This is a genomic window from Sulfurovum sp. (genome assembly GCA_026990595.1).
GTDB lineage: Bacteria > Campylobacterota > Campylobacteria > Campylobacterales > Sulfurovaceae > Sulfurovum.
In genome coordinates this window covers 1-23081 of the sequence record JALXCZ010000017.1, presented here as the reverse complement: position 1 = coordinate 23081, position 23081 = coordinate 1, and the positions used below count along the sequence as shown (strand labels likewise).

Annotated in this window: 24 protein-coding genes and 1 riboswitch; of the genes, 4 read left to right on the top strand and 20 right to left on the bottom strand. The window is 37.4% G+C overall.

What is annotated here, in order from left to right; genetic code table 11:
• Nucleotides 1–492: 492 nt before the first annotated feature.
• Entirely contained in the window at nucleotides 493–1614 is a 1122-nt protein-coding gene (locus tag MVE01_RS04865; RefSeq protein ID WP_472561046.1) for an MFS transporter, read from the top strand.
• A gap of 79 nt (nucleotides 1615–1693) precedes the next feature.
• Here MVE01_RS04865 and MVE01_RS04860 read toward each other — a convergent pair whose 3' ends face one another.
• Entirely contained in the window at nucleotides 1694–2761 is a 1068-nt protein-coding gene (locus tag MVE01_RS04860; protein WP_472561045.1) for a hypothetical protein, read from the bottom strand.
• 132 nt (nucleotides 2762–2893) lie between these two features.
• Here MVE01_RS04860 and rseP point away from each other — a divergent pair, with 132 nt between their 5' ends.
• Entirely contained in the window at nucleotides 2894–3952 is a 1059-nt protein-coding gene (rseP, locus tag MVE01_RS04855; protein WP_472561044.1) for an RIP metalloprotease RseP, read from the top strand.
• The gene (locus tag MVE01_RS04850; protein ID WP_472561043.1) at nucleotides 3952–4638 is read left to right on the top strand and encodes a YggS family pyridoxal phosphate-dependent enzyme; all 687 of its coding nucleotides are present in this window, start codon (nucleotides 3952–3954) and stop codon (nucleotides 4636–4638) included. The genes rseP and MVE01_RS04850 overlap by 1 nt, the downstream gene beginning before the upstream one ends.
• Before the next feature lie 27 nt (nucleotides 4639–4665).
• Here MVE01_RS04850 and MVE01_RS04845 read toward each other — a convergent pair whose 3' ends face one another.
• From MVE01_RS04845 to MVE01_RS04785, 13 genes are all read right to left on the bottom strand, one after another.
• Nucleotides 4666–5088, bottom strand: coding sequence for a Fur family transcriptional regulator (locus MVE01_RS04845; RefSeq protein WP_472561042.1), 423 nt, complete (start codon nucleotides 5086–5088; stop codon nucleotides 4666–4668).
• Nucleotides 5089–5220: 132 nt separating this feature from the next.
• On the bottom strand, nucleotides 5221–5817 hold the full coding sequence (locus MVE01_RS04840) for a peroxiredoxin (RefSeq protein WP_472561041.1): 597 nt from the start codon (nucleotides 5815–5817) through the stop codon (nucleotides 5221–5223).
• A gap of 76 nt (nucleotides 5818–5893) precedes the next feature.
• A complete protein-coding gene (locus MVE01_RS04835) occupies nucleotides 5894–7714 on the bottom strand; it encodes a menaquinone biosynthesis decarboxylase (protein WP_472561040.1) in 1821 nt (606 codons plus the stop codon).
• Nucleotides 7715–7852: 138 nt separating this feature from the next.
• Nucleotides 7853–8812, bottom strand: coding sequence for a hydroxymethylbilane synthase (gene hemC, locus MVE01_RS04830; RefSeq protein WP_472561039.1), 960 nt, complete (start codon nucleotides 8810–8812; stop codon nucleotides 7853–7855).
• Nucleotides 8813–8824: 12 nt separating this feature from the next.
• On the bottom strand, nucleotides 8825–9658 hold the full coding sequence (locus tag MVE01_RS04825) for a DsbA family protein (RefSeq protein WP_472561038.1): 834 nt from the start codon (nucleotides 9656–9658) through the stop codon (nucleotides 8825–8827).
• Complete coding sequence (locus tag MVE01_RS04820; RefSeq protein WP_472561037.1) at nucleotides 9603–10022, bottom strand: FxsA family protein; 420 nt, start codon at nucleotides 10020–10022, stop codon at nucleotides 9603–9605. The genes MVE01_RS04825 and MVE01_RS04820 overlap by 56 nt, the downstream gene beginning before the upstream one ends.
• A 3-nt stretch (nucleotides 10023–10025) precedes the next feature.
• The gene (proS, locus tag MVE01_RS04815; RefSeq protein ID WP_472561036.1) at nucleotides 10026–11555 is read right to left on the bottom strand and encodes a proline--tRNA ligase; all 1530 of its coding nucleotides are present in this window, start codon (nucleotides 11553–11555) and stop codon (nucleotides 10026–10028) included.
• Nucleotides 11552–12859 (bottom strand): glutamyl-tRNA reductase, encoded by a 1308-nt coding sequence (gene hemA, locus MVE01_RS04810; RefSeq protein WP_472561035.1) that lies wholly within the window; start codon nucleotides 12857–12859, stop codon nucleotides 11552–11554. Before hemA ends, proS begins: the two co-directional genes overlap by 4 nt.
• Complete coding sequence (locus MVE01_RS04805; protein ID WP_472561034.1) at nucleotides 12859–13755, bottom strand: polyprenyl synthetase family protein; 897 nt, start codon at nucleotides 13753–13755, stop codon at nucleotides 12859–12861. The genes hemA and MVE01_RS04805 overlap by 1 nt, the downstream gene beginning before the upstream one ends.
• A gap of 14 nt (nucleotides 13756–13769) precedes the next feature.
• Nucleotides 13770–14042 (bottom strand): DUF2018 family protein, encoded by a 273-nt coding sequence (locus tag MVE01_RS04800; RefSeq protein WP_472561033.1) that lies wholly within the window; start codon nucleotides 14040–14042, stop codon nucleotides 13770–13772.
• Between the two features lie 46 nt (nucleotides 14043–14088).
• On the bottom strand, nucleotides 14089–15975 hold the full coding sequence (locus tag MVE01_RS04795; protein WP_472561032.1) for an EAL domain-containing protein: 1887 nt from the start codon (nucleotides 15973–15975) through the stop codon (nucleotides 14089–14091).
• Entirely contained in the window at nucleotides 15972–16424 is a 453-nt protein-coding gene (locus MVE01_RS04790; RefSeq protein WP_472561031.1) for a hypothetical protein, read from the bottom strand. Before MVE01_RS04790 ends, MVE01_RS04795 begins: the two co-directional genes overlap by 4 nt.
• Nucleotides 16421–18220 carry a TonB-dependent receptor plug domain-containing protein gene (locus MVE01_RS04785; RefSeq protein WP_472561030.1) on the bottom strand — a complete coding sequence of 600 codons (1800 nt, stop codon included), beginning with the start codon at nucleotides 18218–18220 and terminating at the stop codon, nucleotides 16421–16423. The genes MVE01_RS04790 and MVE01_RS04785 overlap by 4 nt, the downstream gene beginning before the upstream one ends.
• Before the next feature lie 717 nt (nucleotides 18221–18937).
• Between MVE01_RS04785 and MVE01_RS04780 the strand changes: the two genes are divergently transcribed.
• The gene (locus MVE01_RS04780; RefSeq protein ID WP_472561029.1) at nucleotides 18938–19234 is read left to right on the top strand and encodes a hypothetical protein; all 297 of its coding nucleotides are present in this window, start codon (nucleotides 18938–18940) and stop codon (nucleotides 19232–19234) included.
• 45 nt (nucleotides 19235–19279) lie between these two features.
• Nucleotides 19280–19356, top strand: a riboswitch (cyclic di-GMP riboswitch).
• A gap of 107 nt (nucleotides 19357–19463) precedes the next feature.
• Here the strand turns inward: MVE01_RS04780 and MVE01_RS04775 are convergent.
• The 6 genes from MVE01_RS04775 to MVE01_RS04750 all read right to left on the bottom strand — a co-directional run.
• Nucleotides 19464–19640, bottom strand: coding sequence for a bacteriophage T4 gp5 trimerisation domain-containing protein (locus MVE01_RS04775; RefSeq protein WP_472561028.1), 177 nt, complete (start codon nucleotides 19638–19640; stop codon nucleotides 19464–19466).
• Between the two features lie 48 nt (nucleotides 19641–19688).
• The gene (locus MVE01_RS04770; RefSeq protein ID WP_472561027.1) at nucleotides 19689–20309 is read right to left on the bottom strand and encodes a cysteine peptidase family C39 domain-containing protein; all 621 of its coding nucleotides are present in this window, start codon (nucleotides 20307–20309) and stop codon (nucleotides 19689–19691) included.
• A gap of 17 nt (nucleotides 20310–20326) precedes the next feature.
• Nucleotides 20327–20977 carry a hypothetical protein gene (locus tag MVE01_RS04765; protein WP_472561026.1) on the bottom strand — a complete coding sequence of 217 codons (651 nt, stop codon included), beginning with the start codon at nucleotides 20975–20977 and terminating at the stop codon, nucleotides 20327–20329.
• Nucleotides 20964–21899, bottom strand: a complete 936-nt coding sequence (locus MVE01_RS04760; RefSeq protein ID WP_472561025.1) for a hypothetical protein — start codon at nucleotides 21897–21899, stop codon at nucleotides 20964–20966. The genes MVE01_RS04765 and MVE01_RS04760 overlap by 14 nt, the downstream gene beginning before the upstream one ends.
• On the bottom strand, nucleotides 21892–22785 hold the full coding sequence (locus tag MVE01_RS04755; protein ID WP_472561024.1) for a DUF4123 domain-containing protein: 894 nt from the start codon (nucleotides 22783–22785) through the stop codon (nucleotides 21892–21894). The genes MVE01_RS04760 and MVE01_RS04755 overlap by 8 nt, the downstream gene beginning before the upstream one ends.
• On the bottom strand, nucleotides 22785–23081 hold a 297-nt coding region (locus MVE01_RS04750), incomplete at its 5' end, for a hypothetical protein (protein ID WP_472561023.1). The genes MVE01_RS04750 and MVE01_RS04755, both read right to left, overlap by 1 nt.

Sequence of the window (23081 nt, the reverse complement as noted above, 5' to 3'; positions counted from 1 at the left end):
TTACGAAGGAGAGTTCATAGACATAGGGTTTGCCTAGGGTGTGTGTGCCTTTTAGGGTGTAAATGGAGTAGGCATTGTCATTAACGTAGGGGTTCTTTTTTGCATTGAGGAGGTGTAATCTTGCTTTAATTTTTTGCAGCTGTGTCGGGTTCATTTGTGTCCCTTTTAAATTGTTTGGTTTTTTGTTTTATTTTAGCGTAATAACTTTAGCTTTACGTGTATTTTAGAGATAATTCTGAGGGGATGCATTTCCCCTTCCCTCCTAGAGAGCCATAACCATGGGTGGGGTTGGCTCTCTCTTTATGACATTTGAAACGACTTTTATCCCCATTCTACAAACAGTGGCTTTTATCAGTATGCCCTACACCTTAGGTGCGAGTTATATTATCAGCAGGGAATAAAATTTGCTATTATTAAAAGTACCCTAAACATTCTCATCCTCATTTCATCTTTACTTTGTATACTGTTACAAAAAAAGAGTAAAAGATATCCATGATAAACAAAAACATCATAGCTCTAGGCTTCGTTAGCTTTTTTACAGACATGGCAAGTAGCATGGTCACTTCTATCTTGCCTCTGTTTATTGTCTATACACTCCATGAGGGTGTAGTTAAATTGGGGTATGTGGTGGCGATTGCTACGTTTATCTCTTATGCGTTTCGAGTGTTGTTTGGGTATTTGAGTGACAGATATCAGGTTGTTAAACCTTTTGTGGTTACAGGGTATTTTATCTCTGCTGTGACAAAGCCTCTGCTTTATATGAGTGGCTCATGGCAAAGTGTGGCGACATTGCGTGGGGTTGAACGTGTGGGTAAAGCTGTTCGTTCTGCGACCAAGGACTCCCTCATCTCTGCCTACAGTGTAGGAAAAAGTGGCAAAACCTTTGGCTTTCACAAAACCATGGACATCGCAGGAGAACTCACAGGAAGTCTCATCGTCTTTGCTTTACTCTTTTACCTTGGTGAGAGTGAGATACTTTTTAGAAATATCTTTGCCTTTACCCTCATTCCTGGGCTTATTGCTGTGGTGATTGTGCTCTTTTTCGTCAAAGATGCTCCCTATAAAAGCAAAGCAAAAACATTTGACTTGAAAAAAGATTATGGCTTGCTTCCTCTACTTTTTGTCTATTTTGGATTTGTCTTTTTTATGTTTAATGACTCCTTTTTTCTCATCAAAGCCAAAGAGGCAGGCATCGCTACCACATATATTCCTCTGCTTGTAGTATTGCTAAACCTTACCCAAACATTATTAAGCTATTTTATAGGTGTGAAAATAGATGCAATAGGTGCAAAAAAAATCTTTACACTTTCTTTACTCTTTGGACTTTTTGCTACGGTGAGCTTGTATGTCAACTTTATTGTCATTGGCTTTATATTTTTAGGAGTGTTCATCGTAGGAAGTCTCAATGCCCTGCGTGCTTACATCTCTGAGTATGCACACAACAAAGGTACAGTTTACGGCATACTCTATGGCGGTGTAGCACTCTTTGGTGCACTGGGAGCCTTGGTAACAGGTGTTATTTGGAAACATTATGATGCACAAAGTGCTGTGCTCTTTTCGTTGCTGGGGATGAGTGTCGTGTTTGTGGGGTATCTATTTGAACTCTCTGAATAACCTAGAGAGTTCATTTGTTTTATATCTAGTAACTGATAGAGATACACTCTTTACTTTACAATCCCAAAGTCACAGAAATTTAGTAAAATCTCTCGATCATCTTCTGCATCCTGCTTTTGGCACGGTGCAGGAAGAGCGTACTTTTACCGGAGAGTTTACCCTCTTCTGACATAGGCAGTGCCATAAAACTTTTAACAGCATCCAAAAGATCCTGAGTATCTTTCATCTCTAAGAGTGATTTCTCATGATAGTTCGGCTCTTCCGCACCTCCTTCAAAATGCAAGATCCTCTCTAATTTTCCTTTTTGCTCATTAAAAAGAACCTGATACGTTTTTAAAGTCTCTATAGCATCATGGATATGGGCATCTACCTTGTCCATTTCCTCTTTGCAGTTTCCTTTATGCGTGGTGTAGGTCTGTGCATCTTCAAGCTGTTTGGTTGCAAAATGCAAGTTCTTGTTCCCTTTCAGACCCACACGGATAAAATAGATAAGTGCCATCACTGCCAAAACTACTATACCGACTATCAATCCACCGTTAACAGCATCATCGGGACGTCCAACCTGTGTACCGAACCAGCCAAAGATACGCTGAAGTGTCTCATTTGAAGGCATTTTTGTAACATCTAATGTCATATTCAGCTTATTGGTCGCAAGATAGACAAGTCCTGCAAATGTAGTAGCTCCACCAAGCAAGGCATAGAGAAAACCGGTAAATTTTCCACTTGAAACATCACGAAGTGCAATAGGTTCAACTTCATCTTTTGTTTCAAAAACAATATTCTCCTCCTCTTTATTTTCATCCTCTTCACTGTTTGCAACATACCCCAACTGTGTTAGCAAAGCTTCACTTGCATCCATTCCACCCTCTTGCAATAGATGTTTGGCTTCCTCATAGGCTTTAAGGTCATCTGCAAGCAAAAGTTTACAGGCATCCATCTGCTCTTCAGCTTCTTTGACTATGCCTTTAGCTTTGACTACCATCTCTTTGGCTATCTCATGCTTTTTAAGCTTTTTTACCTCTTTGGGCAATACCTCTTCTATAGATTCAAGCTCTTTGGCTGTTTCTTCTATATCCGTACTGATCCCTTCTACTTCATCTAGCATCTCTTTTTGCGTATCTTCTGTTATTTCAGCAACATCTTTCATCTTCACCCTTTCTCAATCATTTTTTCTGAGCACTATCCTTCTATTTTATCAAAAATCTTTAACAAATGATTAATCTACATCAACATTTTAAGTCACTTGGATATAATCTGTTAAAAATTATTTAGGAATTCTATGGGCATTTTAATTGCGCTTTTGGTTTTATCGGTATTGATCTTTTTTCATGAGCTGGGACACTTTACTGCAGCCAGATTTTTTGGTGTGCAGGTTGATGTATTCAGTATAGGCTTTGGTAAACGTCTCTGGACAAAGAAGATAGGAAAGACCGAATGGAGTCTCTCTGCCATCCCGCTTGGTGGTTATGTTAAGATGAAGGGGCAGGATGACAGCGACCCTACAGCTGTCAGCTATGATGAGGACAGCTACAACACAAAAAAACCCTGGCAGCGTATTATCATTCTTCTTGCGGGTCCTTTTGCCAACTTTTTGATGGCATTCCTGCTCTATCTTGCCATCTCCTACATAGGTGTCCCCAAACTGCTTGCATATGTCGGTACGGTAGGCAAAGAAACACCTGCACTTAAAGCAGGTTTGCAAAAAGAAGACAGGATCATACAGATAAACGGAAAGAAGATCCTTTATTGGGAAGAGATAGGTAAAAGGATCAATGAAACACAGGGTCCACTTAATGTAGTTTTGGAACGAAAACACAAACTTATGGAGCTGACACTGCAACCCAAAGTGATTGATGACAAAAATCTTTTTGGAGAAAAGATCACTCGGCGTATCATCGGGATCAGTCCTATGGCAAAACAGACAACGGTACATTATGGCATGCTCGAAGGATTTGGCTATGCCTGGGAAGAAACTATAAAAGCAAGTACACTCATTTTTAAAAGTGTACAAAAACTCCTTACCGGTGTCGTAGGAGCTGATAAGGTCGGCGGCATCATTACCATCATGGATGTGACTGCCAAAGCAAGCAGTGCAGGAATACTTTCACTCTTTTTCTTTACCGCACTTATCTCTGTCAATCTCGGAGTACTGAACCTGCTTCCTATTCCTGCACTCGATGGCGGCCACATTATGTTTAACCTTTATGAAATACTTAGAGGAAAAGCACCAAGTCAGAATGCCATGTATTATATGACAATGGTTGGCTGGGCACTGCTGCTTGGACTTATGATGCTAGGATTGTATAATGATATAAACAGAATATGGGGGACACACTAATGGCACTATTAGATAAAGAACATTTAAGAGCAAATTTGGATGAAGTCATCTGGAACATTGAAGAGGCACGTATCTCTGTGAGTGAACACCACATTGTACAACTTGTTGCAGTAGGGAAATATACCCAAATAGAGAACATTGCCACACTTTATGAACTGGGACAAAGAGCCTTTGGTGAAAACCAGATACAACAACTTAAAGAGCGTATGCATATTCTCGAAGCATTACCACTTCAATGGCATATGATAGGTACTTTACAAAAAAACAAGATCAATAATCTCATTGATCTAAGACCTACACTTATGCAGTCTCTTGACAGTATAGCATTAGCACAGGAGCTTAACAAAAAACTTGAAGCTAAAAATGCCACCATGAACTGTCTGCTTCAGATCAACGCTGCAAAAGAAGAAAGTAAATCTGGGGTATTATCAGAAGAAGCTTTGGATATCTATCAGGAGATAAAAGAGAATTGCCAAAATATCACGCTCAAAGGAGTCATGACCATTGGTGCGCACAGCGAAGATACAAAACTGATCCAAGAAAGCTTTGAGGCAACACACAAGATCTATGAAAAATTAGAAAAAGAGGGAGCCACCATCTGCTCTATGGGTATGAGCGGAGATTATCAGCTGGCTATCAAATGTGGATCTAATTTGGTTAGAGTAGGTTCTGCACTATTTAAGTAGAAAATAGTAACAAGAGAATCTTTCAGCTTAAGATGCTTCCTGAACCTGACACTTCTCGCAAACACCATAAAGATTGATCTGTCTCTTACTCAGTTTAAAATGTTCCTGCTCACTCAGATCATGAAGTATTTTATCGGTACTCTCTAGACAAGATCTGTCTTCCACTTCTCCACACTCAGTACAAATAAGATGCATATGATCTACTTTTGCAAGTTCATATTTTGATTTTTTACCAGCAATTGGTACTTCAACCAAAACTCCCTTACTCATCATTAAAATAATATTTTTATAGATTGTTGCCAAAGAGAGAGACGGATGCACTCTTGCCACTTCTTTGTAGATCTCTTCTACAGACATATGTCCGCTTTTTTCAATAACTTCCAAGATATTCATACGTTGAAATGTTGCTTTAAGTCCACTCTCTTTTAAAAGAGTTGCATAATCGGTCATTTTTATCCTTTCCTCTATAAAATCGATATGTCAGCTCCGCACCTCAAATTATAAAAGGGAGGAAGAAGTTGAAATGCGGAGCTGGCATATCGATTTATTTCTCAGGCATAAGCCTGAGAAAGTCTATTTTACTTACAGTTCATCTGCGTGCTTACCAAGATATTCTGCAACACCTTCGGTGTCAGCTTTCATACCTTCATCACCTTTGACCCAACCTGCAGGACATACTTCACCATACTCATTTGTAAAAAGCATCGCATCTACCATTCTCAGCATCTCATCTTCATTTCTACCAAGTGGAAGATCATTGATAACCGCATGTCTAATAGTACCGTCTGCATCAATAAGGAATGAACCTCTTAATGCTACAGCTTCATCAAGCAATACATCATAATCTCTTGCAATTTGTTTGGAAAGGTCAGCAACCAATGGGAAGTTGATTCTTCCGATCCCACCTTTTTCTACCGGAGTCTCTCTCCATGCAAAGTGTGAGAATTGGCTGTCTACAGAGACACCAATCACATTGATCCCTCTTTTGGAAAATTCTTCTACTCTATGAGAGAATGCAATGATCTCTGACGGACATACAAATGTAAAGTCCAACGGATAGAAAAAAAGTACTGCACCTTTTTCACCAAGGTTATCCATAAGATTGAAATCCTCAACGATCTGACCATCTGCCAATACAGCTGTTGCTGTAAAATCCGGAGCTTTTTTAGTTACTAACATATTTTTCCTTTAAATAATAATTTTTATTTACAAAGGAATTTTATCGTAATAACTTTAAAAGGAGATAAAATGCTTATTAAAACGGCAACAACCCAAACTTCTTAACAAAATTCTCATCAATGTCTATAATCCCTTTTTTCTGAAGGTCATCCAGTACAGACTTCGTACAGAAGGTATCACCAGGCCACTCTCTTGTATAGCCATCGTATGCATTTTTATTGGTCGCATCTATACTGATGAACGGCTCCAACATTACATCCCTCCCGGCATCTATATTATTCACTACTCTCCAGATAAGCATATAAGGATCGTTGATGTCGTTATTGGTTTTGTCTATAATAACAAGCATTCCTATATGTTTTTGGAGTTTATTCAGTTTTACAATAAGCATTTTCATAGATGTTTGCTTATCTACAGCAATGACGCATATCGGTGTTTTTGTCTGAGTCATATATTGCTTTACTTCTAAAACATGACTGTCAATACGCTGCATTTTTTCAAGCAGTTCGCTGTCACTGAGTAACGCTTCTACACCCTCTTCTATTTCATTGCCGGTTGCATCTACACCCAGCTTCCCGCCAACGAACTGTTCAGATGAAGAGTGATCAAGATGATCCACTATACCTTGCGTGATGAGTATTTTATTTTTATCCAGTCTATTGAGTATATGCTCTGTAAGCATCTCACTCTCTTCAAGTTCCGGTGCGTTTTCGCCCACAAAGATCGCATGTTTGACAAAACTCATCTGCCCCACACCCCAAAAGGCATGCATGAACTGCTGCGCATGTCCTTTGTAGAGTGTTTTCATCTTGGCTAAGATAAGATTATGAAACACACCGTTTTCAGGCATATTGTAGTCTATAAGGTCAGGTGCCATAGGTTTAAGCATCGGTAAAAAAACTCTCTCGGTTGCCCAGCCCATATATTTATCTTCCAGTGGCGGTTTTCCTACCACAGTCGCTGCAAAGACAGGCTCTTTTTTCATAGTAATAGTCTCTACTTCCATGACAGGAAACGGCTCTTTTAGAGTGTAGTAGCCCGTATGGTCACCAAAAGGTCCTTCTATCTCTGTAAGTTCAGGATCTACAAATCCTTCTATGACAATGTCCACATCTCTGGGTATATAAATATCATTGGTCAACGATTTCACAAGCTGTGCATTTTTATTGCGCACAAAACCGTACAATAACATTTCAAACATCCCGTAAGGCATCGGTGCCTGTCCACACCAAATATACAGTGGATCACCTCCAATGGCAACCGTTACAGGCATTTTTTTTCCTGCTTTTTGATACTGGTCGAAAAAATGTGAAGCATCTTTATGGATCTGCCAGTGCATACCAAGTCTATTTTTATCATACTGTTGCAGTCTGTACATCCCGAGATTCTGCATTTGTCCATCAAGACTTTGAGTATAGACCTGCCCCATGGTAATGAACGGTCCACCATCTTCTTCCCATGTTTTTAGAATTGGAAGTCTGTCCAGATCTACTTCTGCCTTAGGTATGACCACTTCCTGACACTCTCCACTAAACTTTAGACGTTTTGGAAAAACATTTTTTAAAGAAAAAAGTTTAGGAAGCATCATCAACTTTGCTTTTAAACCTTTTGGCGGTTTGAGTTTAAGCAACTCATCTATCCCCTGAGCCACATCATCAGGATGCTTTCCAAAGATCTTTTGGGTGATCTCTTTATTGGCAAAGATATTCATAAGTACAGGCATATCGTATTCTATGCCTTTTGCTTTATGAATGGGTTTGGTAAAGAGTATAGGACGGGAATCCTCTTTTTTTACCTCTATATAGGCAACATGGGGAATTTCAAGTTCCACATCCAGCGGTTCATTGATGATTTTTAAATTACCGTTATCTTTTAGCCATTGTATAACGTCTTGCATTGCATACCCTTCTTTTCAAACTGAAAAGATTATAGCAAAAAGTGGCTGTTTGGTTGTATACCTGATAGATCAGGAAGGCTAAAAAGACAAAAAGGATTATTGGACGGGTTACAAACCCATCCTGGAGTATTGAAGAGACTACAGTCTCTGAGGCATTTCATCTTTAAAAGCAATTTTCTCTGCCTGTTCAAGAATATCAAGTGCACCCTCTTCTATCATCGCTTGAGCAAGCTGATCGCCAAGAATATCACTCTCATGCAGGGCTACAGTAAGAGTTTTATGAAGAATGTGGGTACCATCAGGATAGCCGAGCATTCCTTTTACTGTGATCGTTTGTGCTTCACTCTCTATAGTAGCATTGACTGCCACAGGAGCAGAACATCCTGCACCGATGACAGAGACGAAATCACGCTCTACTTTAGTACAGGTAAAAGTATTTTCATCATTTAAGCTCATCGCTATTTCACGTACTCTGTCATTGTCTGCTACGATCTCAATACCCAGTGCAGCCTGTCCCATAGGAGGAATGAAAAAATCAAGTTTCTCTACATAAGGAATGTCCTTAAGCAGATCCAATCTATGCAGTCCAATGTAGGCAAGAATGATAGCATCGTACTGCCCTTCTTTGAGCTTTCTAAGACGTGTATTGACATTGCCTCTGAGTTCTTTGACTTTAAGGTCAGGACGACGCTCCAGCAACTGCATACGACGACGCAGACTGGTTGTACCGACCGTTGCTCCCTGAGGGAGTTCCTCTAAGCTTTTATAGGTATGTGAAAGCAGTATATCACTCTGGTCTTGGCGTGTCGTAATGGCACAGAGTTCAAGCCCCGCAGGAATATAGGTAGGCACATCTTTAAGTGAATGGACTGCCAAATGTGCATTACCCTCAAGCATTTCATCTTCAAGCTCCTTGGTAAAGTGCCCCTTACCGCCTATAAGTGCCAAAGGTTTATCCAATATCTTGTCACCTCGGGAAGTGATCTCATTGAGCTCAACAGTCACTCCCGGAAATGATGTTTCAATTCTCTCTTTAATATGATATGCCTGCCAAAGTGCCAAAGCACTTGCCCGCGTCGCTATGATCAGTTTTTCCAAAAATTTTTCCTCTTATTTAATGAGTTTCTTATATCCGTCTCTCATTTTATCCCACTCTCCGTCTATATAGATCGTTGGGGTACCGCTTACCATCATTTTTGCAGCAGCATCTTCATCTGATTTGAGTGCATCTTTTACCTCTTTGGCATCGATCTGTGCCTTGGTAACAGTGTAACCTGTATGTTTCTTCACTGCATCAAGTATTTTTGTGGCATTGGTCTCTCTTGGATTGATCTTTAACGTATACATTTTTTCTACGACATCCAGTTTACCTTGGTTTTGTGCCACATGCATCACACGTGTCAACACACCGGAGACAGGGTGAATTCTTAAAAGTGGCAGATGATAATAATAAATAGCTAACTTCGTCGGATTCTCTTTTGCTGCCTTAAAAATACCCGGTACTGTCTCTTTACAGAATGGACATTGCGGATCTGAGAAAATAAGTACTTTATGTGCTGCATTCTTATTTCCAAACAAGAGATGTGCATCATTATAATAACTGTCCGGGACTGTCGGTTTGATCTCGTTTCTATAATCATTTCCTGTTTTCAAATTAACCAAATGTCCGGTGATCAGTCCGTCTTTGACGAACATCATTTCCGGTACATGAAGTTCTTTCTTTTGATATTCCAGATCCATCGTTGTTAACAGTATAGTCCAGCCCGGTAAATTCTTATTTGTCTTTGATTCCAGGAGTGTTACCCCTTTTACTGTTACTTGCGGATTTTTTACTATAGCTCTTTTTACATACTTTAGAAGTAGTTTATTATCCGGTACACTGTTTGCACTAAGTGTGATCGATACGATCACTGTGCTCATCAATAATTTCGACATCAATGACATTGTCATCTCCTTTGTTTTGATTAAAATTTGTTTGTTCGGGTGTTATTTTAGCAATAAATTGTAAATAAAAAGTGTAAGACAAAGCAAGTAGCCCAAGAATATCACTCAAAACCCCCGGGATGATCAACAAAATACTGCCAACAAAGTAAGACATACTCGCGTCCTGAAACTTTTTAATGTTCAGTTTTCCCTTTTGCATTGCCTTCATATTTCCCATCACAGCCACAGGAGAATGTTTTAAAAGTGTTACACCCAGTATTGCACTCATTACTATCCATACTACAGACCAGAAAAAACCTATGGTCTCTCCCGTTTTTAGAGAAAGGTACAACTCTAAAAAGAAAAAAGGGATAGCCATGAACATGGATTAAAACCTTTCTGTTAACAGAGTCAGGATCTCATTAAAAGAGATCTCTTCTTTGATCAATCCGTCTCGGGTAATAAACTCAACCAAACCATCAGAGAGTTTTTTCCCTATGACCACTGCATGAGGCACACCAACAAGCTCATAATCTTTCATCTTCGCACCAAAACGGTCTTTTCTGTCATCAAGCAGTACATCCACACCTTTTTTCTGCATCGCTTCATAGAGTGTTTCACCCAAAGCAAGCTGTGCTTCATCTTTGATATTTGAGATAATGATATGAAGATCAAACGGTGCTGACTCTTTTGTCCATATACACCCTTTGTCATCATGATTCTGTTCAATGATCGCAGCAAGCAGACGACTTACTCCTATACCATAGGTTCCCATAACCATAGGTTGCGCTTTGCCATTCTCATCCAAAAAAGTACATCCCAAAGGCTCTGAATACTGTGTGCCGAGCTGGAAGATATGTCCTGCCTCTATGCCTTTGGTGTAACGCAAAATACCGCCACATACGGCACAACTGTCACCTTCACTTACAGATGAAATATCTGCATAATATACTTCCTGGGCACCTAGTTCGTTACCACTTTGTAAAGATTTAAGTGTTTCATCGATCACCATCATAGAAACCGTCTCCTGCTCTTCACATTCCACCAGATCATTTGCACCCACAGCATTACATGCTTTCACATCCTGAAGTTCAATATCAGCCGGCAGCATATAACCAATATATTTTGTTTTACCTTCATCATAAAGTGCTTTCATAGTAACAACTTTAATTTCTGTGTCGGTATCACAGGATTTTGGTTTTGCTACAGCTGCTTCTATATTGGCACCATAGTCGCAACCTTCACATACCACAATGGTGTCTTCACCACTGTCTGCCAACACCATGAACTCTTTACTGCCGCTGCCGCCTATGGCACCGGAATCGGCTTCAACTACTCTGAACTCAAGACCAAGACGGGTAAAGATCTTCTTGTAGGTCTTTTCCATAAGATCAAATTCACGTTTCATATCTTCAGAAGATGTATGAAAACTGTATCCGTCTTTCATAAGGAATTCACGTCCGCGCATCAACCCGAAACGCGGTCTGATCTCATCACGGAATTTGAGGTTGATCTGATAAAGATTGAGCGGTAGCTGTTTATAGCTTTTGACCGTTTGTCTTACGAGATTGACCATCATCTCTTCATGAGTCGGGCCAAGCACGAATTCATTATTTTTCCTGTCTTTAAAACGCAGCAACTCTTTACCGTACTTCTCATAGCGTCCGCTCTCTTCCCAGAGCGATGATGGAGTAACAAAAGATAGGCTGACCTCCTGGCAGCCTGCTTTGTCTAACTCCTCTTTTACCACTGCTCTTACTTTATCTAACACTTTTTTACCCAACGGCAAAAAGTTGTAAAGTCCGCTTCCCCCTACAGACTGGATGAATCCTCCGCGTATCAGGTAAATATGGCTTGCCAAAGTCGCATCGTTGGGAGTCTCTTTTGTCGTTGGTACCAATAGTCTTGAAAATCTCACGCGCTGTATCCTTTTGTATGATGATCTGCTTTATACTGTCTCATATCCATATCTTCTGTATCAATATTAAACATTCTTTTGACTGCTTCGATGCAATTTGCATTTTTCTTTTCTGTGGAAGAGTGACGCAGGTTTTGTGTAGGATCATGCAGAAAACGTTTGAACATCTGCTCTGCCATTTTACGCATATTGTCCTCATATTCAACCGGCACAAACCCTTTCTTTAAGGCTCTATATATCTCTTTGTCTATAGCCTCATCAACGTGTTCCCGCATCTGCTTGATCACAGGCTCAATAGAGAGTGCTCTAAGCCATGCATAAAATTCTTCTTTATACTTACTGACGATCTCAGCTGCTCTGACTGCCTGTTCTTCACGCAAGGCATGGTTATCATTGGAAATTGTTCTAAGGTCATCAATACGAAAAAGTTCCAGTTTCTCCAAATCCATATCTTCAATATCTCTAGGGATCGCCATATCGAACCAGTGTCTGGGAAGTGTCTCATTTTCTATAAGTTCTTTTGTGATCACAGGCTCTTTGGAAGAGGTCGCTGAAAAAAGCAGACGATAACGGTTAATATATTTTGCCAGATTTTCCATGGTATCGGCTTTGACATTTTCACCCAATTCATCTGCTACAGCCTGTACCTTTTCAAGATCACGTCCGACAAGTACCACATCACAGCCCACACGAAGCAGATGTTTGGCTGCAAGTACCCCCATATCACCAGCACCAACAACGATACCTTTCATTCCTTGAATATGGTCTCCCAAAAGCTTATGTGCCTGTGCTACGGCAACTGAAGCAATAGAAATAGGATTTTGGGAAATATTGGTAGCATTACGCACCTCAGCAGCACATTTCACTGCATAGGAGAGCAGTCGATTGAGTTTTTTACCTGCTGTGCCGTTTAAATGGGAAAATCTAAATGCATCCTTCACCTGCCCTGTGATCTGTGATTCACCGATGACCAGAGAATCCAAAGACGATACCACAGAAAAGAGATGTGCTACAGCCTCTTCATCATCATGGCGTTTTGCCGTAGATTTTATCTCATAAAAATTCAAATTGCTTTTTTGGCTTATGAGTCCAAGCACGGCATGATAAGATGAAAAATTATCACGGGTAGCAAGAACTATGTCTACACGGTTACAGGTTGAAATGACAAATGCTTCATGTACGAACTCAAATCCGACCAGTTGATCGAGAAAGACTTTTTTCTCCTCATCATGAGGGAATGCCAATTTCTCTCTCATCGCCTGATCACAATTTTTATGCGAAAAACTGATCACCTGATAATACATTAAAAATCCCTCTCTATCATTTGCATGGCGATCGTGCTTAATGCTTCTTCCCCACACTCATTCATAAGCTCTATGGCTTCTTCCACCAATTCTCTAGCTTCCAGATAACTCTTTTGGATCACCTGATGCTCCTGCATTTTGGCTTTGATCCATTGTGCTTCCTCTTTGGACAGACGTTTTCTGTGCAGAGAATGAAGTTTCTTCTTCTCTTCTGCAGAGAGCATTTCATAAAGATAAATATAAGGCAGTGTTGTTTTACCCTCTTCAAAATCATGCAAAGCCGGTTTACCCAATGTTTCAGTGTCCATTGTAATATCTAAAATATCATCGATCATCTGAAAGGCTATTCCCAAATTTCTACCATAGGTCATGTAGACTTTTTTGTCTTTACCTGCAAGCACAGCCGCCGCTCCGGCAGCTGCTTCCATGAGTGAAGCAGTTTTCTGGTAGATCATCTCAAGATAAACTTCTTTATCCAGATTAAATGTTTTGGAGAGAGAAACATCTTTAAGCTCACCAAGGCTAAGCTGCACAACGGCATTGGAAACTGTCTTTGCTACTTCAGAACTGATATCATTCAGTTCAAAAAAGCCTTTGGAATAGAGAACATCTCCAAGCATAATGGCTGTTTTGTTCCCATAAAGTGCATTGAGAGAGGGTTTGTTTCTGCGCGTATAGGCATCGTCTATGACATCATCATGCAAAAGACTTGCAGCATGGATCATCTCAACGATCGCAGCTGTTTTTACAACGGACAGACTACCTCCCGCGATCTTAAAAATAAGCTTTGCACGCAGTCTTTTCCCCTGTGGTAACTTACTGTAAAGCTTTGTTACTTCTTTATCGTTCAAATCAGCAATGAATTGTTCTATTTTTCTTTCTACGGCACTTAACACTGGTTTTTTCCTAACTATTCACACTGAGTAACAATGTTACCTACAAGTTCAATGAACAAAGAGTTCACTCTATCATCTATCTCACTGTCTACAACACTGCTTGAGATCAACCGTTCATGTTCTTCTTCAAGCCCTTTCTCTTCAAGCATCTTTTCAGCTACAGCAAAACGTCTGAACATTTTCTCAAGTTCCATCTCTACAATATTCTGGTTCGCTGTTTTGGCAATACTGAAATAGTTGGACTTCGGTGTTCCCACAAATGCGTCATCATCATCAAATATATTCATATTTATTTCCTTCATTTTAAAAGGAGATTATTATAGCCAAATAATGTTAATGTCTATATTCTTCAATAGGCTTTGGTTCTCCCAAATAGAATCCCTGTGAATATTCTATACCCAATTCTCTCATCGCTTCATAAATCTCTTTGGATGATACAAACTCTGCAACTAATTCATAGTTAAATGTAGTAGCGATCTCCTGAATGGATGCAAGAACGATTTTTGTACGTACAGGTTCTGTTCCCAATTCACGGATCAGACTTCCGTCTATCTTGAGAATATCTATATCCAACTGTATCAGGTAACTGTAGTTGGCATATCCGCTTCCAAAATCATCAATAGCGATCTTTGAGCCGTGTGCTTTTAACTGTTGAAAGATCAGACTTACCTTGTCATAATCATAGATCTCTTTCTCTTCCAAAATTTCAAATGTCAACCTGTTCGCGATCTCTCTATGATCATACAGATTTTCCCTGATCAGGGTCATCATATCATTGTTATAGAGATCATCAAGATCCAGATTGACAGACAACTCTATATCAGGATAGATCTGGAGAGTATGAAACACCTCTTTCAGTACTAACTTACTCATCTTGATATATTGGCTTGTGCCTTTGATCACTTTCATAAAATGGTAGGGACTGATAAGTTTCTCAGGATCGTCTTTATCTATAAGACGTACAAGTGCCTCATACTTAACGATCTCTTTCTTTTCTGTATGAAAGATAGGCTGATAAAGGCACAACAATCTCTCTTCTTCCAGTGCTTCTTTGATATAATCCATATTACCATATTGAATTTCATTCAAATGCCTAAGTCCCAAAATACCTAAACTGTTCTTGCCTTTACTTTTTATTTCTAAAAGCTTTTCATCCAGCAGTCTTACAATATTTTGTATGGATGCTGTTTCATCAGGGATCTCTATTGCACTCATGGAAACACTTAATGATGCTACTTCATTACCTATAAGATATCTCTTTTCTTTGAGGGTTTCAAATAGTTTCCTGGATACTGTCTCGATCTCAATTTTATCTTTAGGAAGAACAATGAAAAACTCTGCACCACTGGTACGTATCACTTTTGCTTTCAAGGGGGATACAACATCACAAATGGTTTCTACAAATTCTTTTAAAATATGATCACCGGAACGGTATCCGTATTTTGTATTGATTTGTTTAAACTCATCTATATCCAGTAAAACAGCATCATAGCGGTCTACTTTATGTCTGTTAAAAAACTCTTCAAGATAAAGTTTTGTATAGGCACCTGTTAATCTGTCTACCAAAATACTTTTACGGAATTTATTATACCGGTAAACAATGAATGCCAACAAAAACAAACTTCCAAACAGAAAGATCTGCATCATTTCAACCACATGCATGAGCGGCGAATTCACTGTGTTGAGATATTTTCCGTAAGACTCGGAAAGATCAAGTACAAGCAATGCTTCTGTATGGTTATCCTTTACAACAGGATAGACCAACGACAGCCAAATCTTTTTTACCCCTTCGTGCTGTTTGACAATCTGCATTTTATGACTTTTACATACTTTTTCAAAAAGATCACTTTTAGGGAAAAAGATCGCGTTGAATGCTTCGGGATCCTCTTTTGAGCCATCAAGTAAAAAACGGTAATGTCCTTGTGTATCCTTTTTAAGCAAGAAAATATATCGATACTGTTTTGTAAGAAATGTCTGCAGCACAACATTTAGTTCCTGTCGAAGTTTCGGGTTTTTGACAAGTGCCGCTTCTATATCATCTGTGGGTATTTTAGACTGAAGATAGTTTGCTATTTTCTGAGCATACTGCTCTGATTTTTTAACCTCTTCATTTTTAAGCCTGTTTGTACTTTCCGTGATCATATACTGCAAATATACCGCAAAGACAACCAACAGTGCCATCACAAAAAATATAAACCGGTTCAGATACTGCTGTTTCATAATACATCTACTATAAATCTCTGATATTCATCAGGCAGTGAAATATGGTATTTGTCGAGTCTGCTCTTCACAAAGAGCAGTTGGGATCTTCCTTTTCTCCAGTAAAAGGCACCGACAACTTCGTTATATCTAGCCAATAGATGATAATCTGTAACAAACAGAATAGTTTTTTTATCTGTCTTAGAAATCTTTTCTTGAGCAAGCACTTGATCCAGAGTTTTTTCATTGGTGATCAATACGATATCTGCTTCTTTAGGGTCTTCGACAAGATGCAGTCTTTTGGAAGTTAGGAAGATCTTTCGATATTCATTATCTTTCACATACACTGAGATCTCAGCTTTTGGAGAAAGGGAAAAAAAGAGTTTATGGTAAATTTTAAGTGTACTATCTCTGTCAAGCGCATATAAATGCCCATAGAAGAGGATGAGTAGAATTAAAATTTTTCTCAAAAAAGATACTCCAACTCAAGAGTGATACGTCTGTCTATCGGTGATATTTCCAACGGTGTCATCATATTGCCTGTCGTAGGGTCTACCCTGAACATGCTGGTCTTTTTTGCTTTGTCCAAAAGGTTCTGTCCTTTGAGTGTGAGCGTCAGATTCTCATTGACATTCCAGGAAACCGAACTGGTCAGATCAAAGTAGTTTTTATGATTGATACTGTTTTGGTGCCACACTACACCATTGTAAAAATCCAACTTCTCATAGCTGTTCGTAAAACTGAGATATCCGCTGGTATCTTCAAGTTTATCAAGATCAAAAATATCTTCATAACGTGCATAGTAAAGCTGAAGGTTCATTTTATTGTTCATATCAAAGTCATAATCATAATTTAAGATCGTAAAGAAATATTTTGTTTCTCCTGAAGCGCTATTCTGTACCAATCCATCCTCATCCTGCATTAAAAGCAACAGGAGTCTAAACCGGCTGTTTTCAGTACTGTAGGCAACTTCCTGCGTTATTCCAAGGGTTGTTTGCGCAGGAACATGTGCAAAATTTTGAATATCAAGATATCTTGAAAAAGGATCCAATGTAAACATTGTACGGTAAAGGTAGGTTTTGTAGCTCCAATGTTCAGAGGTATAAATATACCCCAAACGTAACTGCAAAAGATCATCTTCCTCTATGTTTGAATTTCTGTATACTTTACTGTACTCTACCCCTAAAGTAAGCAGTTCAGCTTTACTAAGCGCATATTGATCCTGAAAAAAAGCAGAGAGTATACTTTCTCTGTTGAAAAATAAAGGAAGTGCACCGTACCCTTCCACTGAAAAAGAATCAAGTTCTTTCATTCGTCCTTTAATTCCTGCTGTAATACGATGATCCCCTATTTTCTCTTTGTAGGTAAGTTCTCCACTGTAGGTACTGTTTTTGGATGTTGCATTAAAACGATTACCCATAAAATTACCTGCATACACCAAAGGAAGATCATCTTCCTGTCTTGTATCTGTCTTTAGCCAATCATAAGCAAACTGTGCCCGCCAGTGTTTAGAAAAATCAATGCCGTAATCCAGATGCATATTGAGATAATCTATCTCAGAAATCAGGGGGGTGGCATCTAAACTCATTCCGGCAAGACTGTCTGTCTCTTTTTTCATTACCTGTAAATGAAAGATCTGATCTTCTGTTTTTACATAAGAGAAAAGCTGTGTCCGTTCAAAATCACGCGATAGCGGTTTGGATGTTCCATTCTCTATCTTTTCCCGCTTACTGTTCGTATGAGAAAAGTTCACCATATACGAAAGTTCATCTTTTTGCTCACCAAAGTTAATACTTTGACTGTTATACCCTCTACTGCCTCCTATAAGACTCAGTTTTCCTCCACTGTCTCTTTTAGGGTCTTTAGAGTAAAGGAATATAGTCAAATAGGCAGGTTCTACTGAAGTTTCAAATGAAGGGATCATATAATAAAATTCTATGTGGTCTACAAAATCGATGTTTACATCCCCATAGAGCATAACACCGCTTCCCATCCATCCCTGGGTAATCTCTACTCCATCTATATACAAACGTATATAATTGCTTCTATAGGGTTCAAATGCTCCACTACTTAGAGGATCTGGAAGTGTATATCTGTTTTCATGATAATATACAACAGGCGTTGTCTTAAAAATATCTTTGAGTGTTTTGGCATGCATCTTTTCCAGTTTTTCTCTGGTAAAAAGCACCAAATGTCCTTTATTTTCATCAATGGTCTTTTGACTGAGATTATTTTTATGATTAAAATCATTAAGAAGTCTTTCCACATCACTTGCATAAAGATATGTAGTTATAGTAAACAAGAAAAAAAGTTTTAGAATATTTGAAAAAAAGTGCATTAGTTGATCCCCATTATTAATAATACCATAAGTATAATATAAAAATGTCAAAAAATGTCACAGCATAGCTTAATCATCTATTTAATACAATAACCATACTTTAAAGTATAGAGAGTTAACATGCAATCAGAAAAAATCTTTAATCTTTTAACACAGGAGTATACTCTAAAACTAGCAACAACAAAAGAAGATTTTTATTCTGTAAAAGAAGTCCGTAAAAATGTTCTATTACCTAAGTATAAAAATTTTTCAACCATTAAAGATGAAGAGAATTTTCTTTTTAATGATGAAGATATACAATCTTTTATATACCTTTTAGAAGATAAAAAAACAAAACAATTTATAGGTACAGCAAGAGTTTTTTTTCTTAATAGAAAAACAGAAAAACAAATAATGCCTATGGAAAAATATAGCCATTCTAAACAAATAAAAAATTTTAAACAAACTTTTCCAATATGTGAAATATCACGTTTTGCATTATCCAGAAATCTGACAAATCATAAGAATTTTTCTTTGATACAGTTAAGAACATATCTTTCTATAGCACTTATGGTAACAACTAGAATAAACTTTTTTTTATATCAGTATTCAACAATTTTTTCAATTATGGAGTTTTCTCTAGATCGCATTCTTAAAAGACAAAATGTGAACTTTAAACAAATAGGTAATGCTGTTGACTACTATGGAATGAGGACACCTTTTGTCATAGAAAGAACAAAACTTCTAAGAGATACCGAAGAAAATATGGGCAAACTCACAAGGTACTACCTCAAGCAACTCTGCCAAAACCCCGAACCGTTCTGGCAGTTCATAGACAACAACCCCTATTTGGAGCGTTCAGACATACAGCTTGACAGGATCTGTCAACTTTTTAAGACGTATGGAGATGATGTTGACCTGGAACTTTTACTGGGCGAAAAAGAGATCATTACAGAACTTTGATCTTTTTTGTTTTTGTTCAACAAATATTTAATATAACTTATGCTACCATTCTCATGCTAAACTATTCGTGAGGATAGGGCAGAAAGCTACGGGTCTTTTCAAAAGATAGCCGGGTTGCATCGATGCAATGACGGTTAAAATATTACTATACACTCCTTCTTAATAGTTATATGATCCCATCTAACTTACATACAACCGTCATTGCTGATCTGGCTTTTACTGCTTCACTTTACGAAACAAAATATCCTATGCTTTTTGTTCTGTCATTGCCTACAGAGAAAGACTCATCATGTCCTACTGTTTCACTCTGGTCATGGTCTATGTTAATGGCAGAGTCATGCAGGGCATGAAGCTTGTAGTCTTTTTGTGCTCTTTCAAAGGAGTATTTTTGTTCTAGGATTGACATGTGTTAGTTCCTTTGAAGATTTTTATCTAGTTTATCCCTATTTATTATTTATGACATTGTCAAAGTTCGTATACTATAGATTAAACTATCATAAGTAGAAAGGTTTGTTATAGTATCAGATTTTAAAGGATCATAGATAAGATATTCCCCCTCTTTTTTACCCACTATCAATACCCAATGAGGTATTCTTTTATCTATAAATATTTTAGCTAAAACTGGTGTTTTAGTTAATAATAATTCATCTATAGACTTATGTGTCAACTCAGGAAATTTTATTTTTATTTTATTTTCAGTCACATCCTCTAGTTTTCCCCAAATTAGCCATCCACTATTTGTATACCCATCTAGTTCCTTTAGTTTTTGGTTAAGTTTTTTAGGGTCAATATTTATATTATAGTATGATAGATTCATAGCAACAGAACTCACTAAACAGCCTATATTTCCTAAACTTTCTTTTGTATTTCCTAGTAAATCATTCGACCATCTTTCATCATTTTGGTTATATTTATTAGGAATAGGTATTAGAGGTATATTCTGTATAGATTGTGAGTTAACTGGTGAAATAGGTGTTGTTTTTTTGCCTATGATAGTATCCCACTTTAGCCAAAACAGAAAAATAATTCCAATTAATAAAATAACAATAATAGTAATTTTTATATTCGTACTCATGATTTACTCACTTATCTTCAATGTATAGGTTGTATATAGAAATTTACATCTAGGCATCTGCCACTCTTCCTTCTAGGTACTGTTTGAGGAGGAAGTATTAATTTATGACGAGGAGCATCTTTAAACATGCCTCCCATATCTAAACTTCTACCAATTTTTTTTCCATAGTATTGCTTCTTATCTTTATCGTATTTTAAAAAATAAATTTCTCCTATAGAGCCATAAGGAACATCTTTTAAAAGCATATTATCTTGAAAAATTCCTGCATCGTAAAAACAATATTCTGGCTGTATTGAATTATTTTTATCAATACTCAGATCAAAATACATTCTATATCTACCCGATACTAAATCTTTAAAAATAGTCCATTTGGGTCTATCATCAAATTCTTTTGAATAAGTCAAAATGGTACGAACAGTGTGTGTTTGGGCTAATGATTTTTTTGAGCAAATTTTAAAATCTCTAAGTTCATCTTCTGTAAAATAATGCACTTTTAAGCCATACGATACATCAATCTTTTCATTCTCTTTTGGGCAGAAAGAGTTTATCTCGTTTGCACTGTCTATTATACTATTTATAGAGTGTCCTTGCTCTATTTTATAACCAAACCATCCTATAAAAAAAACGATACTTACTAATATAATATATCTAAATTTATTTTGGAACATAATCAAAATATCCTTTTGGTACCGAAGGTGTAGTTTCATCATCATAACCATAATCATCCTGCCATGATAAATCCCCAGATACCATTGGTGCATCTGCACCATTTTCTTCCCATACTTTTCCATCTATCATGGTTCTATTTCCTGTATATTCATCCCAGTAACCAGAAAAACCTGTTTTCCAGGTAGGCCCATAATTTGTTCTTCTCATAGAAGCCTTTACTGTGACTCTCCATTTATTGGCTATAAATTGAGCACTACTTTCATCTTTTAGTTTTTGAATATACTCATTATAATTCATGCTTGTATCTTTGTATAGTTTATCTTTATTTCCTGTTTGACAAGAGTAAAAAAACACTTGTGCTTTTTGAGTGGATAATTTGTAAAATGATTCGGAGTGTATCTTATAGACATTATTTTTTAAACCTAAATAATGACCAGTTCCATTACTAAGCCAAAATCCTACATCAGGTGTGCCATGCCCAAAGAAATACATATCTCTTACTTTTTTCTTACATGTTTTTCCATCTACAAACACAGTTTTTTTATTTGCTTGAGCCGCAACATCATCAAAGCTTTTAGCTTCTTTGATAAGTAGTTTATTTTCAGGTACATATTGTTTAAGAGCTATTTCAAAAGCTTTAACTTGTTTTGGAGTGTATTTTCCATAACAATCACTATCTATCTCTATTTTCCCACTTATTTGAGAACATTTATTACTTATTACTCTCTCTGCTCCTTGAAACCAAAATACACTTACTTTATCATATCTTGCATGTGTCATTTTTACTTGTCTTACAGCTTGGGCCATAAACATTAATCTGTGTGGTGCGGCATATTTGCCACTATAATGGTCTTCTGCCCCTACCACTATGATTAACTCTTTTTTTGTACATGGTAACTCAACTTGTCCAACATCAGGCATTTTGACCCCTTTCATAAGCTTTTAAGGTTTGATCTAAAAGATCTTTAGATTTATGATAAGCTGAAAGCTCATCATTTGATAAATAAAGTTTAGTCTTATCATTTAAAGAAATAACAGACTGATTGAGCAACCAACTTGCTTTTAGTAAATTAGCCACAGAGTCCTCTTCTGTCACCCCATATCCTATAGCTTCTTTAATGATTTCATAAAACCATCGTACAACTTCTCCTCTATCCTCTGTAGCTTTAGGACTTGTGGGGTAGTTTATTTTGAGTTCATCATAAATATCTATCATAAATTCATGTGTTCTGTAGCTTGAAAAGTAATCTCTCATTGTTTTATCGTATATAAGTTCTGTACTGTTGTTTTCATTTTTAGAACTTATACCTTCCAAAAACCCTTCTGTATTATTACACATATAACAGATAAGTCTTGCTTCTTTATCTTTTGTGTATTTAGGTAAATATATCATATCTATGTTTTCTAACAGTGCATGAATCATTGGGGGTTTATGTATTTTTAAATACTGTAAAAACATTTTAAAAATAGAAGCTACATAAAAAGTAAAATAATACTCCTCATCTGTTTCATTTTTTAGTTTAAATAATACTTTAAACCTATCTGCTAACGTAGCAATGTTTTCTGTACTTTTTATGAAAAAAGCATCTTGCATAAGGAGTTCATTGTCAAAAAGCTTCATCAATACTTCATCGTTTAAATCTACTTTTATGAGATAAGGTAATGACTCTTTAATTAAAAGTTCCTCTTGTTCATTTACTAAAACTTCATATTCTGTAGATAAACTGTCCATATCGTAATATAAGCTTTTTTCTCTTGAAGAGTGTAAAAAAACATATAAGTTTACATTATCATAAAGTTTCAACATTATTTTTTCCAATCTTCACACACTTTACATATAGGTAGCCCTTCATTGATAACTAAATCAATAGACTCTACAGCCTCAGGACTCCCACCAGTAATACTCACATTCCCTTTGATAGTCACATTCCCTTTCAAGGTAATCCCCCCGCCATCTATAATGACAGTTCCACCAGCACTTTTAGCTACAAATCTATCTCCTGCATCTATGGTGTAAACTTTTGTCACTTCCTTAATATGCTCCCCAGCCTTCACATCCAACTTCCCATTCACCGTATGACTAAAATGCCCTTTGGTCTTAAG